Here is a 15,123-nt window from a genome sequence, read left to right as displayed (position 1 = left end):
CACGAGTGGGGAAGGAGTGTGGTCAGACATGAACGAAGAGCAGATATTAACGGGGAAGCAGGAGTATGCCGTCATTTTCTATGACGGGGTATGCGGCTTCTGCCAGAAGATCGTGCAGTTTATTCTGCCGCGGGATCCGGAAGGGAAGTTTCGGTTCGTGGCCATTCAATCCGATCTGGGGCGCAAAGTGCTTACGGAGCATGGGCTGGACCCGGAGGAGCTCAGCACCTTCGTGCTGCTGGACGGGGGAAAGTTGTATACCCGATCCACGGCCGGCCTGCGTGTCCTGCGCGAACTCGGCGGACTGTGGCGCCTGCTGTATTTGTTGATCGTTGTACCAAGGCCGCTGAGGGATCTCGTCTACAAACTGATCGCAAGCAACCGGTACCGCCTGTTTGGCCGGACCGATGCCTGCATGCTGCCGCGTCCTCAGGAGCGGGCTCGATTCTTGGCTTGAGGCCGCGATGGTTGCGATTCTCGCGCTAAGCCCGCTCATTAAACCGCTCCGGTGCCGGTGTTCCACCGCGCCGGAGTTTGTTCATGGCACTTGCAGCGCCCGCAGTGGCTGTCTCCATGAACAGAAGCAGCAGCACGAGGCCGGACAGCGAGCTGATCACCGAGACCGGGGCGGTCCACCACTGGGCGGGCTGGGCGAAGTAGGGGATAAGCGCCACGGCCAGGATCGGAGGAGCGTTCAGGTGGAATTTGCGGATCATCCAGATCGTTACGAGAGAAGTACAGAGGAACGCTACGCCGCCGGCATGGGAGAAGTAGAAGCAGGATCCGAGCAGGGAGGCCGTCGTTGCTCCGACAATCAGTTTTAGTAGATCCTTCGCAGCGAAAGCCCTGGATACGAACAGATAAGAAAAGGCGCCAAGCGTAGGATAGAAGAGCGGTTTGAGCGCCGGAATATGCATGGAGATATAGTAGATGACAAACAGATACAAGGAAATCGTAATGGTTTTTACATGATCCACGATATGCCCGCCTTTGATTATGGATACGGCCCCGCAGGAAACGGGCGGCCGGTATCCATGATACTATGGAGAATTTGGGAACGTCAATGCATTAAAGCAAAAACGCACCTTTTATGTGATATGGATCATAGACAAATCGGTTTTCATGACGAGAGCAAACAAGCGTAATCCGCTTCCGAGAGGAAGGGATATACGCTTATTGGCGCATCGCCGTAATGCCGAATCAACCCCATTTCGGCTCTTTTGGCTTACGCTTGGAATAGAGATAGGACAGAAGCAGCGCTGCCGCAAACCAGCCCGCGGCATATAGGGGGGACGGCATGGAACCCAGCGCGGGCAGCGCCAGCAGGGCAAGACACAGCGTATGAATCCGCAATACGACGGCCGCGGTGGAACGGCCGGGCAGACCCTCCGGCAGCGGATAAATGAACGACCAGTCCGAGTGCCTGTACGCTTTTTGGACCTCCTTGAGCTGGAGGGCGGTCAGAACTGCGAACAGCGCATAGAGGATGCCCCCTGCCACAGTGCCGCGGACCACAGCCAGCAGGATGACACCGATCAGGGTCAGCCGCACCGTAATACCGAACCACTCCGACCGAAGCCATACGAGCGTGTACAGGAAACGGTAGGCATCACGAGGTCCATGGCGAAAACCGCCAATGGCTCCCAGCAGCTTCTTTGGAGCATGTACCGACCGGGGACGGCCTTGTACGGAAGGCACGTCGATGAAGTTATTCAGCAGTCTGAAGATTACTCCGCGGTGCCTTTTCTCCAGTTCGACAAGGCGGGTCCAATTCACGGCGGGTCTCCTGGCAGGATAGAGGCAGGCGAGATAACACAGCAGGAGCAGCGCGGCAGCCAGGGTTCCCGCCCACGCGGAGAGCGCCGTGATCGAATACACCGTACCCGCTGCAATGACCGTCCGCAGGAGCACGTAGAAGAGAATGGATTTTTTCTCCGACAGCTTGAGCTCCAGGGAACGGCCGTAGAGCAGAACCTTCTTGGCGGCGGCCAGCACCAGGAAGATATGGACAAACAGAAGGAAGCCGTGTTCTCCTTCGGCTTGGGCATACAAAGGCCAGGCGGCAAGCCACGACACGAGAAGAATGATCAACTGCAGAGTGAATGCCCTGGAAGCCGTTTTGGCGAAATAGGCGGACATCTCGTTTTCCATCGGCATAAGGAAAATAAGATCGGCTTCTTTTATATAAGTCCGGATAGGACTAAGGGCTGCTGCTGGAAACAGGATGCAGGCCGCCAGCTCCCGGAAGGGGAACGAGGGAGGGGCCGAAGTCAGCAGATAGTGGTAGCCTATGCCGGCTCCGAGCATCAGCAGGACTACAGCCAGAGCGGCACTCTGCAGCGCGTATACAACGTAAGGCCTGATCTCGGCTTGGAAACCGGCCGTACGCCGGACCCATAGTTCTTCCGGTGTCCTCGGGGGCGTAAGAGGTGCCTCGGCCTTCATGATTTGCACCCGAACGGGCTGACCAGATGGCAGAATACATCGTCAAGAGACGCCCCCGGCATTCCTGCCTGATTCCTCAGGGCTTCCATGTTACCTGAAGCGGTTAGGACGCCTCCATGCAGCAGGAGGAACCGGTCACCGTATTTCTCTATAGTAGAGAGGATGTGCGACGAGATCAGGATCGCCGAACCGCTGCTCTTGACCTTTACCATCAGCTCCAGCAGTGAGCGGATACCCAGAGGATCCAGTCCAAGGAACGGTTCATCTATAATATAGAGGCGCGGCCGCACGAGGAAGGCACTCATGATCATGACCTTTTGCTTCATACCCTTCGAGAGATGTGCCGACAGCCTGTTCGCATACATGGACATCTGAAACTCATCCAGCAGTTCTTCGGCACGCTGCTCGAACGCGGCTGCTTCGATCCCATAAGCCATGGCCGCCATCGCCAGATGTTCCTTCACCGTAAGCTCTTCATATAAAAGAGGGCTCTCCGGCACATAGGCGTAGATGCGCCTATAAGCGGTGGGATCCTCGGCCAATCGGCGTCCCTGGAGGCGGATGGAGCCGGAATGGGGCTGCAGCAGCCCGAGAATATGCTTGATGGTGGTGCTTTTGCCCGCACCGTTCAAGCCGATCAGCCCGATCATTTCCCCTTCCCGCACTTCAAAAGAAAGCTGATGCAGCACAGGCTTTTGGCGGCTGTACCCGCCGGTCAACTCCTCAACGGCAAGCAAGGATTCCATGGTTCAGCTCCTTTTGCAGTATAGATGGATGATTAGGGTTAATTGCCTACTTGGAAAACATACACTCTTGCCCTTCCATATGCAACTGTGCTACATTGTCTTTCCGGCTGAATGGCCGGAGGTGCGTCAAGGGTCCAAAGTTGCAGGACAGGAAACCATTAGACACTTGCAATTCCGCTCTGATTTGTGGTAAATTAACTTTCGCTGTCGCATCAGCTTCTTTACTAGTATTCACTGATCTGCATCAGCGGGTTCGTCCCCTGGAATGGAAAAAGAAAGTGCTTGTCAAAGAACTTCAAGTTGTGATAGAGTGTAAAACGTTGTCGAAACAAATGAAGCCGGTATGAAGCATTAGCGAAAATTACCGCTTGCTAGTAGGGACGACGATGTGATAAGTTGATTGAGCTGCTTCGGCGGCGATGATAAGAACCACGATTGCCCTTTGAAAACTGAACAACGAGTGAGTGTTAAATATAGAGACTCAGCGATGAGTTTCTGCCAAGCTTCAAAATGAGTCATCAGCTTTTTCAATCCCGTATGGGGCCCCCGGAAAGTAATCGGAATAAGCTTCAGAGCTATTCTTCACTTTTTGGGGTATATTGGAGAGTTTGATCCTGGCTCAGGACGAACGCTGGCGGCGTGCCTAATACATGCAAGTCGAGCGGAGCACTTCGGTGCTTAGCGGCGGACGGGTGAGTAACACGTAGGTAACCTGCCTGTAAGATCGGGATAACTACCGGAAACGGTAGCTAAGACCGGATAGCTGGTTTCGGTGCATGCCGGAATCATGAAACACGGGGCAACCTGTGGCTTATAGATGGGCCTGCGGCGCATTAGCTAGTTGGGGGGGTAATGGCCCACCAAGGCGACGATGCGTAGCCGACCTGAGAGGGTGATCGGCCACACTGGGACTGAGACACGGCCCAGACTCCTACGGGAGGCAGCAGTAGGGAATCTTCCGCAATGGGCGCAAGCCTGACGGAGCAACGCCGCGTGAGTGATGAAGGTTTTCGGATCGTAAAGCTCTGTTGCCAGGGAAGAATGTCGTGGAGAGTAACTGCTCTGCGAATGACGGTACCTGAGAAGAAAGCCCCGGCTAACTACGTGCCAGCAGCCGCGGTAATACGTAGGGGGCAAGCGTTGTCCGGAATTATTGGGCGTAAAGCGCGCGCAGGCGGTTTTTTAAGTCTGGTGTTTAAGCCCGGGGCTCAACCCCGGTTCGCACCGGAAACTGGAAGACTTGAGTGCAGGAGAGGAAAGCGGAATTCCACGTGTAGCGGTGAAATGCGTAGAGATGTGGAGGAACACCAGTGGCGAAGGCGGCTTTCTGGACTGTAACTGACGCTGAGGCGCGAAAGCGTGGGGAGCAAACAGGATTAGATACCCTGGTAGTCCACGCCGTAAACGATGAGTGCTAGGTGTTAGGGGTTTCGATACCCTTGGTGCCGAAGTAAACACAATAAGCACTCCGCCTGGGGAGTACGCTCGCAAGAGTGAAACTCAAAGGAATTGACGGGGACCCGCACAAGCAGTGGAGTATGTGGTTTAATTCGAAGCAACGCGAAGAACCTTACCAGGTCTTGACATCCCTCTGAAAGCCCTAGAGATAGGGTCCTCCTTCGGGACAGAGGAGACAGGTGGTGCATGGTTGTCGTCAGCTCGTGTCGTGAGATGTTGGGTTAAGTCCCGCAACGAGCGCAACCCTTGACTTTAGTTGCCAGCATTAAGTTGGGCACTCTAGAGTGACTGCCGGTGACAAACCGGAGGAAGGTGGGGATGACGTCAAATCATCATGCCCCTTATGACCTGGGCTACACACGTACTACAATGGCCGGTACAACGGGAAGCGAAGTCGCGAGATGGAGCGAATCCTTAGAAGCCGGTCTCAGTTCGGATTGCAGGCTGCAACTCGCCTGCATGAAGTCGGAATTGCTAGTAATCGCGGATCAGCATGCCGCGGTGAATACGTTCCCGGGTCTTGTACACACCGCCCGTCACACCACGAGAGTTTACAACACCCGAAGCCGGTGGGGTAACCCGCAAGGGGGCCAGCCGTCGAAGGTGGGGTAGATGATTGGGGTGAAGTCGTAACAAGGTAGCCGTATCGGAAGGTGCGGCTGGATCACCTCCTTTCTATGGAGATCATGGCCATGAAGATGGCCGGATCAAATCGGCAGCGCAAGCTGCATCAACCGCGTAAGCGGGACACTCACTCGTGTTCAGTTTTGAAAGGTGCAATACCTTTCAAAATCCTCGACAATCCACCACGGTCTATGCCGTGATGAATTGCGATATTGTTCCTTGAAAACTGGATATACGAAACAAACTAGCTGAAGTAATCTAATGTTTATCTTTGTAGCTGCTAGCGATGTATTTCGTTTTTGACAGCGACCTTTATGCGAAGCATAACGGAGCGCAAAAACGAAACTACGAGCAATTGGTTAAGCTATTAAGAGCACACGGAGGATGCCTAGGCACCAGGAGCCGAAGAAGGACGTGGCGAACAACGATAACGCCTCGGGGAGCCGTAAGCAGGCTTTGATCCGGGGATGTCCGAATGGGGAAACCCACATGTGGTAATTCGCATGTACCATGCAGTGAATACATAGCTGCATCGGAGGCAGACGAGGGGAACTGAAACATCTAAGTACCCTCAGGAAAAGAAAACAATAGTGATTCCGTCAGTAGCGGCGAGCGAAAGCGGAGAAGCCCAAACCAAGGAGCTTGCTCCTTGGGGTTGTAGGACGTCAATGTGGGTAGAGCAGAGTAGGCGAACAGGTCTGGAAAGGCCGGCCAGAGTGGGTAAAAGCCCCGTAACCGAAATTCTGCGAACACCCTAGACGGATCCTGAGTACCGCGAGACACGTGAAACCTCGTGGGAAACCGGCAGGACCATCTGCCAAGGCTAAATACTCCCTGGTGACCGATAGTGAAGCAGTACCGTGAGGGAAAGGTGAAAAGAACCGCGGGAGCGGAGTGAAAAAGAACCTGAAACCGTGTGCTTACAAGAAGTCAGAGCCCGTTCATGGGTGATGGCGTGCCTTTTGTAGAATGAACCGGCGAGTTACGTTCCCGTGCGAGGTTAAGGTGAGAAGCCGCAGCCGCAGCGAAAGCGAGTCTGAATAGGGCGAATGAGTACGTGGACGTAGACCCGAAACCGTGTGATCTACCCCTGTCCAGGGTGAAGGTGCGGTAACACGCACTGGAGGCCCGAACCCACGAATGTTGAAAAATTCGGGGATGAGGTGGGGGTAGCGGAGAAATTCCAATCGAACTCGGAGATAGCTGGTTCTCCCCGAAATAGCTTTAGGGCTAGCCTCGGGTTAGCGTTGCGGAGGTAAAGCACTGATTGGGTGCGGGGCCCGCCAAGGGTTACCAAGTCCAGTCAAACTCTGAATGCCGCAAACGTGATGCCCGGGAGTCAGACAGTGAGTGCTAAGATCCATTGTCAAGAGGGAAACAGCCCAGATCATCAGCTAAGGTCCCCAAGTGTGTGTTAAGTGGGAAAGGATGTGGAGTTGCACAGACAACCAGGATGTTGGCTTAGAAGCAGCCACCATTGAAAGAGTGCGTAATAGCTCACTGGTCGAGTGACTCTGCGCCGAAAATGTAACGGGGCTAAACACACCACCGAAGCTATGACTAGATATCTATGATATCCTGGGGTAGGGGAGCGTTGTATGCGGGTTGAAGGTTGATCGTGAGGACAGCTGGACTGCATACAAGTGAGAATGCCGGTATGAGTAACGAAAAGATCAGTGAGAATCTGATCCGCCGAAAGCCTAAGGGTTCCTGAGGAAGGCTCGTCCGCTCAGGGTAAGTCGGGACCTAAGGCGAGGCCGAAAGGCGTAGTCGAAGGACAACAGGTTGAAATTCCTGTACCACCGTGAACCGTTATGAGCAATGGGGTGACGCAGAAGGATAGTGACGCGAGCTGATGGATGCTCGTCCAAGCAGTGAGGCTGATGTGCAGGCAAATCCGCACATCGTAAGGCTGAGCTGTGATGGGGAGGGAAACTTAAGTACCGAAGGTCATGAGTTCAGGCTGCCAAGAAAAGCCTCTAGCCAGGGAGAAGGTGCCCGTACCGCAAACCGACACAGGTAGGCGAGCAGAGCATGCTAAGGCGCGCGGAAGAACTCTCGTTAAGGAACTCGGCAAAATGACCCCGTAACTTCGGGAGAAGGGGTGCCTCGGTAGGGTGAATAGCCCGAGGGGGCCGCAGTGAAAAGGCCCAAGCGACTGTTTAGCAAAAACACAGGTCTGTGCGAAGCCGTAAGGCGAAGTATACGGGCTGACGCCTGCCCGGTGCTGGAAGGTTAAGGGGAGCGGTTAGGGGTAACCCGAAGCTGTGAACCGAAGCCCCAGTAAACGGCGGCCGTAACTATAACGGTCCTAAGGTAGCGAAATTCCTTGTCAGGTAAATTCTGACCCGCACGAATGGCGTAACGACTTGGGCGCTGTCTCGACGAGAGATCCGGTGAAATTTTAATACCTGTGAAGATGCAGGTTACCCGCGACAAGACGGAAAGACCCCATGGAGCTTTACTGCAGCTTGATATTGGACTTTGGTACGATCTGTACAGGATAGGTGGGAGCCTGAGAAGCCTGAGCGCCAGCTTGGGTGGAGGCGCCGTTGGGATACCACCCTGATCGTATCGGAGTTCTAACCTGGTACCGTGATCCGGTGCGGGGACAGTGTCAGGTGGGCAGTTTGACTGGGGCGGTCGCCTCCTAAAGCGTAACGGAGGCGCCCCAAGGTTCCCTCAGAATGGTTGGAAATCATTCGAAGAGTGCAAAGGCATAAGGGAGCTTGACTGCGAGACAAACAGGTCGAGCAGGGACGAAAGTCGGGCTTAGTGATCCGGTGGTACCGAATGGAAGGGCCATCGCTCAACGGATAAAAGCTACCCTGGGGATAACAGGCTTATCTCCCCCAAGAGTCCACATCGACGGGGAGGTTTGGCACCTCGATGTCGGCTCATCGCATCCTGGGGCTGAAGTAGGTCCCAAGGGTTGGGCTGTTCGCCCATTAAAGCGGTACGCGAGCTGGGTTCAGAACGTCGTGAGACAGTTCGGTCCCTATCTGTCGCGGGCGCAGGAAATTTGAGAGGAGCTGTCCTTAGTACGAGAGGACCGGGATGGACGTACCGCTGGTGTACCAGTTGTTCCGCCAGGAGCACGGCTGGATAGCCAAGTACGGACGGGATAAGCGCTGAAAGCATCTAAGCGTGAAGCCCCCCTCAAGATGAGATTTCCCAGTATGTAAGACCCCTTGTAGACGACGAGGTTGATAGGTTCGGGGTGGAAGCGCGGCAACGTGTGGAGCTGACGAATACTAATCGGTCGAGGGCTTATCCACTAGCTTCCGTAAGGAAGCGGCAGCAGTAATGTAGATGTGAGGTCTTTAGCTAGCGAGTGAGGATATATCATTTTGGTAATGACCTTTGTGCGAAGCACAACGGAACGCAAAATGATATACCCGAATGTATATCCAGTTTTCAAGGTACAAGCTGCCTTGAATATGTATTACCGTGTATCCTGGCCGATACACAAACCGTTTGGTGATGATGGCGGAAGGGAACCACGCGTACCCATCCCGAACACGAACGTTAAGCCTTCCAGCGTCGATGGTACTTGGACCGCAGGGTCCTGGGAGAGTAGAACGTCGCCAAGCGGATCTTATTATGGCTCGGTAGCTCAGTCGGTAGAGCAGAGGACTGAAAATCCTCGTGTCGGCGGTTCGATTCCGTCCCGAGCCACCATGAATCACATCTCATGTGATCCAATCCCGGAGGCTTAGTGAAGTGGCTAAACACGGCAGACTGTAAATCTGCTCTCATCGAGTTCGGTGGTTCGAATCCATCAGCCTCCACCATTTTTTATTTGAGCCATTAGCTCAGTTGGTAGAGCACCTGACTTTTAATCAGGGTGTCGTAGGTTCGAGTCCTACATGGCTCACGTTTTAATTTTATATGCGGTTGTGGTGGAATGGCAGACACGCTATCTTGAGGGGGTAGTGGGCGTAAGCTCGTGGAGGTTCGAGTCCTCTCAACCGCACCATCTAACTTTATATGCGGTCGTGGCGGAATTGGCAGACGCGCTAGATTCAGGTTCTAGTGGTGTAACAGCCGTGGAGGTTCGAGTCCTCTCGACCGCACCACCTGCGGAAGTGGCTCAGCGGTAGAGCATCGCCTTGCCAAGGCGAGGGTCGCGGGTTCGATTCCCGTCTTCCGCTCCATTTATTTCTTTGTTCCCTTAGCTCAGCTGGATAGAGCGTTTGACTACGAATCAAAAGGTCGGGAGTTCGAATCTCTCAGGGAACGGTTTCTTTTTCTTTAACACGTGATCAGGAAACGTTTTCTATATTTAAGATTGACTGCGTTTCTTATGTGAATGGAAGTGTTTAAGTAAAAGGGAACCCATAAGATCGGGACGTAGCTCAGCTTGGTAGAGCACCTGGTTTGGGACCAGGGGGTCGCATGTTCAAATCGTGTCGTCCCGACCATTATTTGCGGATGTAGTTCAATGGCAGAACTCCAGCTTCCCAAGCTGGTAGCGTGGGTTCGATTCCCATCATCCGCTTCGCGTAAATAGAAGGGAAGAGCCGCTGCTTGCGGCTTTTTTCTTTTATAAGCGACAATTTGGTAAATGATCCCGCACCAATCACATCTAAGAAGGAGTACATAAGCATGAGCAATGACAAATTGCAGCGCGGGCTGAAGGCGCGGCACATGACGATGATCTCGCTCGGCGGCTCGATCGGAACGGGGCTGTTCCTGGCCAGCGGCGGTGCCATCCACTCGGCAGGTGCAGGTGGAGCTTTTCTTGCCTATTTAACCATCGGCATCATGGTTTATTTTCTGGTTACCTCGCTCGGGGAAATGGCTACTTATATGCCCGTATCCGGCTCATTCAGCACGTATGCTTCCCGTTTTATCGATCCTTCCGTCGGGTTTGCTCTGGGCTGGAACTATTGGTACAACTGGGCCATCACTATTGCCGCCGAACTGTCGGCAGCGAGTCTGCTCATTAAGTTCTGGCTGCCGGATACCCCTTCACTGCCCTGGAGCGTACTGTTCCTGCTTCTCATGATCGGACTCAACCTTCTCGCGGTCAAAGGGTACGGCGAGTCCGAGTACTGGTTTGCTATGATCAAAATCATTACGGTTGTCGTGTTCATTGCCGTAGGGATCCTGATGATCTTCGGGATCTGGTCGAACCAACCGGTAGGGTTCAGCAACTTGGGTGTAGGAGAAGGGCCCTTCCCGGGCGGATTCCTTGCCGTTCTTGGTGTGTTCATGGCTGCGGGCTTCTCCTTCCAGGGAACAGAGCTTGTAGGGATCGCCGCAGGAGAGAGCGAGAATCCACGTGAGAATGTGCCGCGTGCCATCCGCACCGTATTCTGGCGGATCCTCCTCTTCTACCTCCTCGCCATTGCGGTCATTGGTCTGTTGATTCCTTACACCAACGAGAATCTGGCGGATGACAGCGTAATGATGAGCCCGTTCACCCTGATCTTCGAGAAGGCGGGACTTAGTATTGCCGCTTCCGTCATGAATGCCGTCATTCTGACTTCGGTGCTCTCGGCAGGAAACTCGGGGATGTACGCTTCGACGCGGATGCTCTGGCAGCTGGCCAAGGAAGGCAAAGCGCCGGCTTGGTTCGGCCGTCTGAACCGCCATGGCGTTCCGGTGCCGGCTCTTATGGCCACCGCAGCGCTCGGTATGCTCGCCTTCCTCTCCTCCTTCTTCGGTGAGGGTGTTGTCTATACCTGGCTGCTCAGTGCCTCCGGGATGACCGGCTTCATTGCCTGGCTTGGCATCGCGGTTAGTCACTACCGGTTCCGCAAAGCCTTTGTCGCTCAAGGCAAATCGCTGGACGATCTGCCTTATCGGGCGAAATGGTTCCCGTTCGGTCCGATTCTGGCCGGCGTACTCTGTACGATCGTGATCATCGGACAAAGCATCGGGGCTTTCAGTGAGGGGAAGATTGACTGGGCTTATCTGGTTGCTTCTTATATCGGTATCCCCATTTTCCTGATCTTCTGGCTTTCGTACAAGATCAAGCACAAAACCAAAGTATTGAAGCCTGAAGAATGCGTCTTTGACGACATGGTTGGCGAATAACGTCGGAGAGAGATACAGTGGTACGACCGAAGCCGGTTCTCATGGAGAGCCGGCTTTTTGTTCAGAAATAAGAAAGTATAAGTTTTCAGCGAAGCGGAAGCGTTCTAATATCGCAAGAAAAGTTTCATATCAACCACGGATGTACTTTTTGAATGAACCCCGATGAGGGGTTTTTTCTTATGGTCTGAAAGGGAAAGGATGAAGCGGCCCTCCGTATATCCGGTGCCGGATGTGCCTCTTCGCATGGTATTGAGAGATCTTGTGCGGCGTAGAGCACGCGCAGATTCGGATGCAGGACCTGGAGTCAAGCAGCAGGCGTCTGCGGAGCATTACGCAGACGGATGAGCGTGCCGGGGTCAGGGAGGAATGGAGAAGAGGCCTCCCTGACCCCGCATATTTGCGGCCTGCTTCTAGTGCAGGCCGCGGTACTGCTCGGGCGTCATGCCGGTTAGCCGGCGAAACGTGGCGATGAAGTGGGAGGCGTCCCGGAATCCGACGCGTCCCGCGATAACATGGATGGGAGGCGAAGCGCCGCCGCCAAGCAGCTCTTTGGCTTTGCGGATGCGCAGGGACAGCAGATAAGCATAAGGGGTTGTGCCGTAAGCGCGGCGGAACAAGGTCGTCAGGTGACGGGGACTGTGGCCGAGCACGGCGGCGATCTCGGGCATGCCGATCCCCGCATCACCGTAATGAGCTTCCAGCCACCGGGTGACCGGCTCCAGCACCCGCAGGGCGTCTGAGAGGGACGGAAGCCGGCCCGGCATTCCGAAATGCTTGAGGGCCGCGAGGAAACGGTAGACCTCGCAAGAGAGCTCGAGCAGGGAGCCGGGATGCTGCTGTTCCGCTGCCGCGAGGAGGCGCTGGGTCTCGGCCTTCATGCTGTTCTCCCCTTCCGCCGTATTCCAGGTCCATACGGAAGGACAGGGGAGCCCCAGCGAGGCCAGAATCCCTTCCGCCTGTGCACCGTCGAAGGTGACATAGGCGGTAGCCCAGTCGCCGGCCGCAGCTTCATAGACATGAGGAAGGTGCGGCGGCAGTAGGACGGCCGTCTGAACGGGCAGACGCTCCTGTCTGCCGGCGAAGGTGATCAGCCCTTCGCCGCGGACGGTCAGCAGCCAGTGGAAGACGGGATAGCCTTGGGGCCGGGAGATCCGCTCCTGCTCGGGATTGAGGCCTACGCTCTCAAGATACAGCGGCAGCGGCGTTTCCGGCAGAGCGGGGATGCAGTGCTTTTTGTCCAAAGGATCATCTCCGTGCTATTCCGTATTCTTATATGATCATACCAAATATTATATATATTCGGTTCTTTCCTTATAGTACTATGAATGTATTCTTATATTCAAACCTAATACGCAAGGAGAGATGCCCTGTGATCAATAAGAAGCTGCCTAAGATGTTCTATGGCGGGGACTACAATCCCGAGCAGTGGGACAAACCGGTATGGGATGAAGACATGCGGATGTTCCAGCTCGCTGGAATCGATGTAGCTACCGTGAATGTGTTCTCTTGGGCCCTGCTGCAGCCTAGTGAAAACGAATACAACTTCGAGCTCCTCGATGAGATCATGGATAAGCTGCAGGAGAACGGCCTGTATGCCTGCCTGGCAACCAGCACAGGCGCGCATCCGGCGTGGATGGCGCACCGTCATCCGGACGTGCTGCGGGTGGACTTCCAGGGGCGTAAGCGCAAATTCGGGGGCAGACACAACTCCTGCCCGAATTCCCCAACCTACCGCAAATATGCGCGTCTCCTGGCCGGCAAGCTGGCTGAACGCTACAAGGATCATCCAGCTCTGCTCGTATGGCACGTATCGAACGAATACGGCGGGGAGTGCTACTGTGACAACTGTGCCGCGGCCTTCCGCGTATGGCTGCAGCAGCGCTACGGATCGCTTGAGGCGGTGAACAAGGCGTGGAACACGCGTTTCTGGGGCCATACGTTCTACGACTGGGAGGAGATTGTGCCTCCGAACGAGCTCAGCGAGCAATGGGCTTCGACCCGAACGAACTTCCAAGGCATCTCGCTCGATTATACGCGCTTCAACTCCGACAGCCTGCTTGAGTGCTACAAGGAAGAGCATGAGGAGCTTAAAAAACATACGCCGGACATTATGGTCACGACGAACCTGATGGGGACGTTCAAGCCCCTCGACTACTTCAAGTGGGCGAAGCACATGGATATCGTGTCGTGGGATAACTATCCTGCCGCAGACACCCCGGTCAGCCGGACGGCCATGACGCATGATCTCATGCGGGGGATTAAGGACGGAGCGCCGTTCATGCTCATGGAGCAGACGCCGAGCCAGCAGAACTGGCAGCCGTACAACTCCCTGAAGCGTCCGGGCGTCATGAGGCTGTGGAGCTACCAGGCGGTGGCCCGCGGCGCCGATACCGTGATGTTCTTCCAGCTGCGCCGCTCCGTAGGCGCCTGCGAGAAATATCACGGCGCGGTGATCGAGCACGTAGGACATGAGAACACACGCGTCTTCCGCGAATGTGCTCAGCTTGGGGCGGAGCTGCAGCAGCTCGGCGATCGCCTGCTGGATTCGCGGGTGCTGTCGCGGGTTGCGATCGTGTTTGACTGGGAGAACTGGTGGGCGGTGGAATTCTCGAGCGGCCCGACGGTGGCGCTGCAGTATGTGGAAGAAGTGCACAAGTACTACGATGCGCTGTATCAGGCGAACATCCAAGTTGATATGATCGGTACGGATACCGATCTCAGCGGATACGACGTCGTGATTGCACCGGTCCTCTATATGGTGAAATCGGGCTATGCCCAGAAGGTGGAGGAGTTCGTCCAAGGCGGAGGCACCTTCCTGACGACCTTCTTCAGCGGGATTGTCAACGAGAACGACATCGTGACGCTGGGCGGCTACCCGGGAGAGCTGCGCAAGGTGCTCGGCATCTGGGCGGAGGAGATCGACGCACTGCTCCCTGGCAAGAGGAACCGGATCGTGATGAAAAAGGAGTTTGGCGGGCTGCAGGGCGAGTATGCCTGCGAAATGCTGTGCGACCTGATTCACTCGGAAGGCGCAGAGGTGATCGCCGAGTACGGCGACGACTTCTACCAGGGCCTGCCCGTGGTGACGGCGAACACCTTCGGACAAGGGCAGGCCTGGTACTTGGCTTCCAGTGCAGAGCCGAGCTTCCTGCAGGGACTGCTGCAGCAGCTGTGCCGTGACAAAGGCATCGAGCCGCTGCTCAAAACGCCGGCAGGTGTGGAAGTATCCCGCCGCCGCAAGGACGGCAAGGATTATTACTTCCTGCTCAACCACAACGCTGCGCCCCAGACCGTGGATGCCGCAGCGCTCGACGCGGTTGACGTCCTGGCCGGAGGCAAGGCAGGCACCGTTGAGCTGCCGGCCCATGGAGCAGTCATTCTCCAGGCGGCTGCTCCAGCGGAGGAGAGCCGCAGCGGCGGAAGTGCGAAGGGCGTGCTCAGCCGCTAAACCGTTATACTCGGTATCCCGCCGTATTAGGCACAAAGCTTCGCTGCTTTCTTGGGATGTGGTACACCCGTTAAGAGCGAGTGGAGGCAGGACGAATGGCGGGCAGTCGGCCTCCTGAGGAGCGGGTCAGCCCCTCAAGCCCGATGCCCGGAGATCATGCCGCAGAGGCCTGAATCGAAGGGAAACCCTGGAGGACATCCTTCATCTCCACCGGTAAGGTAAATATAAGGAGTCCCCGAACTGGCAGGCGGTATGCCGATTCGGGGACTCTTTCCGTTTATCTTAGAGCAGGGGAATCCGGCTGAACGCAGGTGGAGGGGATGATGTGCTTTGGATCCTTCCAGCCGCCTGTGTCTT

At 55.4% G+C, this 15,123-nt stretch carries 7 protein-coding genes, 9 tRNA genes and 3 rRNA genes; 15 read left to right on the top strand and 4 right to left on the bottom strand.

Translation table 11 applies throughout. From position 1 onward, the window contains the following. Nucleotides 1-28: 28 nt before the first annotated feature. Nucleotides 29-457 (top strand): thiol-disulfide oxidoreductase DCC family protein, encoded by a 429-nt coding sequence (locus ACP26L_RS31065; RefSeq protein WP_426449368.1) that lies wholly within the window; start codon nt 29-31, stop codon nt 455-457. A 25-nt stretch (nt 458-482) separates the two neighbouring features. Here the strand turns inward: ACP26L_RS31065 and ACP26L_RS31060 are convergent, their stop codons facing one another. From ACP26L_RS31060 to ACP26L_RS31050, 3 genes are all read right to left on the bottom strand, one after another. Then, on the bottom strand, nt 483-977 hold the full coding sequence (locus ACP26L_RS31060) for a hypothetical protein (RefSeq protein ID WP_426449367.1): 495 nt from the start codon (nt 975-977) through the stop codon (nt 483-485). Between the two features lie 223 nt (nt 978-1,200). Beyond that, nucleotides 1,201-2,445: an ABC transporter permease gene (locus tag ACP26L_RS31055; protein WP_426449365.1), complete on the bottom strand. Its 1,245-nt coding sequence runs from the start codon at nt 2,443-2,445 to the stop codon at nt 1,201-1,203. Next, nucleotides 2,442-3,191, bottom strand: a complete 750-nt coding sequence (locus ACP26L_RS31050) for an ABC transporter ATP-binding protein (protein WP_426449363.1) — start codon at nt 3,189-3,191, stop codon at nt 2,442-2,444. The genes ACP26L_RS31055 and ACP26L_RS31050 overlap by 4 nt, the downstream gene beginning before the upstream one ends. A 596-nt stretch (nt 3,192-3,787) precedes the next feature. Here ACP26L_RS31050 and ACP26L_RS31045 point away from each other — a divergent pair. The 13 genes from ACP26L_RS31045 to ACP26L_RS30985 all read left to right on the top strand — a co-directional run bounded on the left by ACP26L_RS31045 (nt 3,788) and on the right by ACP26L_RS30985 (nt 11,318). Beyond that, a 16S ribosomal RNA gene (locus ACP26L_RS31045) occupies nt 3,788-5,324 on the top strand. Nucleotides 5,325-5,630: 306 nt separating this feature from the next. Beyond that, nucleotides 5,631-8,551: ribosomal RNA gene (locus ACP26L_RS31040) — 23S ribosomal RNA — on the top strand. 198 nt (nt 8,552-8,749) lie between these two features. Further along, nucleotides 8,750-8,866: ribosomal RNA gene (gene rrf / locus ACP26L_RS31035) — 5S ribosomal RNA — on the top strand. The 16S, 23S and 5S rRNA genes sit together here with 9 tRNA genes alongside, the layout of an rRNA operon. 12 nt (nt 8,867-8,878) lie before the next feature. Further along, nucleotides 8,879-8,954: transfer RNA gene (locus ACP26L_RS31030), tRNA-Phe, on the top strand. Between the two features lie 28 nt (nt 8,955-8,982). Next, nucleotides 8,983-9,067, top strand: a tRNA-Tyr gene (locus ACP26L_RS31025). A 10-nt stretch (nt 9,068-9,077) separates the two neighbouring features. Further along, a tRNA-Lys gene (locus tag ACP26L_RS31020) sits at nt 9,078-9,150 on the top strand. A 16-nt stretch (nt 9,151-9,166) separates the two neighbouring features. After that, nucleotides 9,167-9,252 (top strand) — tRNA-Leu (locus tag ACP26L_RS31015). A gap of 13 nt (nt 9,253-9,265) precedes the next feature. After that, nucleotides 9,266-9,352 (top strand) — tRNA-Leu (locus ACP26L_RS31010). Between the two features lie 3 nt (nt 9,353-9,355). Continuing rightward, nucleotides 9,356-9,430, top strand: a tRNA-Gly gene (locus ACP26L_RS31005). 11 nt (nt 9,431-9,441) lie between these two features. Next, nucleotides 9,442-9,515 (top strand) — tRNA-Arg (locus ACP26L_RS31000). Nucleotides 9,516-9,620: 105 nt separating this feature from the next. After that, nucleotides 9,621-9,697: transfer RNA gene (locus tag ACP26L_RS30995), tRNA-Pro, on the top strand. A 6-nt stretch (nt 9,698-9,703) separates the two neighbouring features. After that, nucleotides 9,704-9,774: transfer RNA gene (locus ACP26L_RS30990), tRNA-Gly, on the top strand. Between the two features lie 107 nt (nt 9,775-9,881). Continuing rightward, entirely contained in the window at nt 9,882-11,318 is a 1,437-nt protein-coding gene (locus ACP26L_RS30985; RefSeq protein WP_426449361.1) for an amino acid permease, read from the top strand. Nucleotides 11,319-11,728: 410 nt separating this feature from the next. On the opposite strand, the gene ACP26L_RS30980 is transcribed toward ACP26L_RS30985, so the two are convergent. Then, on the bottom strand, nt 11,729-12,559 hold the full coding sequence (locus ACP26L_RS30980; RefSeq protein ID WP_426449359.1) for an AraC family transcriptional regulator: 831 nt from the start codon (nt 12,557-12,559) through the stop codon (nt 11,729-11,731). A gap of 128 nt (nt 12,560-12,687) precedes the next feature. Here ACP26L_RS30980 and ACP26L_RS30975 point away from each other — a divergent pair, with 128 nt between their 5' ends. After that, complete coding sequence (locus ACP26L_RS30975; RefSeq protein ID WP_426449358.1) at nt 12,688-14,766, top strand: beta-galactosidase; 2,079 nt, start codon at nt 12,688-12,690, stop codon at nt 14,764-14,766. Nucleotides 14,767-15,123 lie beyond the last annotated feature (357 nt).

This window comes from Paenibacillus sp. S-38, from assembly GCF_049942825.1.
In the GTDB taxonomy this organism is placed as follows: domain Bacteria; phylum Bacillota; class Bacilli; order Paenibacillales; family NBRC-103111; genus Paenibacillus_G.
The sequence above is the reverse complement of the archived record's forward strand: the minus strand, read 5'-3'. Positions and strand labels throughout refer to the sequence as shown.

Coding starts and splice junctions, on each gene's coding strand:
- ACP26L_RS31065 (WP_426449368.1), top strand. CDS start 29: ATGAACGAAGAGCAGATATTAACGGGGAAGCAGGAGTATGCCGTCATT.
- ACP26L_RS31055 (WP_426449365.1), bottom strand. CDS start 2,445: ATGAAGGCCGAGGCACCTCTTACGCCCCCGAGGACACCGGAAGAACTA.
- ACP26L_RS30985 (WP_426449361.1), top strand. CDS start 9,882: ATGAGCAATGACAAATTGCAGCGCGGGCTGAAGGCGCGGCACATGACG.
- ACP26L_RS31050 (WP_426449363.1), bottom strand. CDS start 3,191: ATGGAATCCTTGCTTGCCGTTGAGGAGTTGACCGGCGGGTACAGCCGC.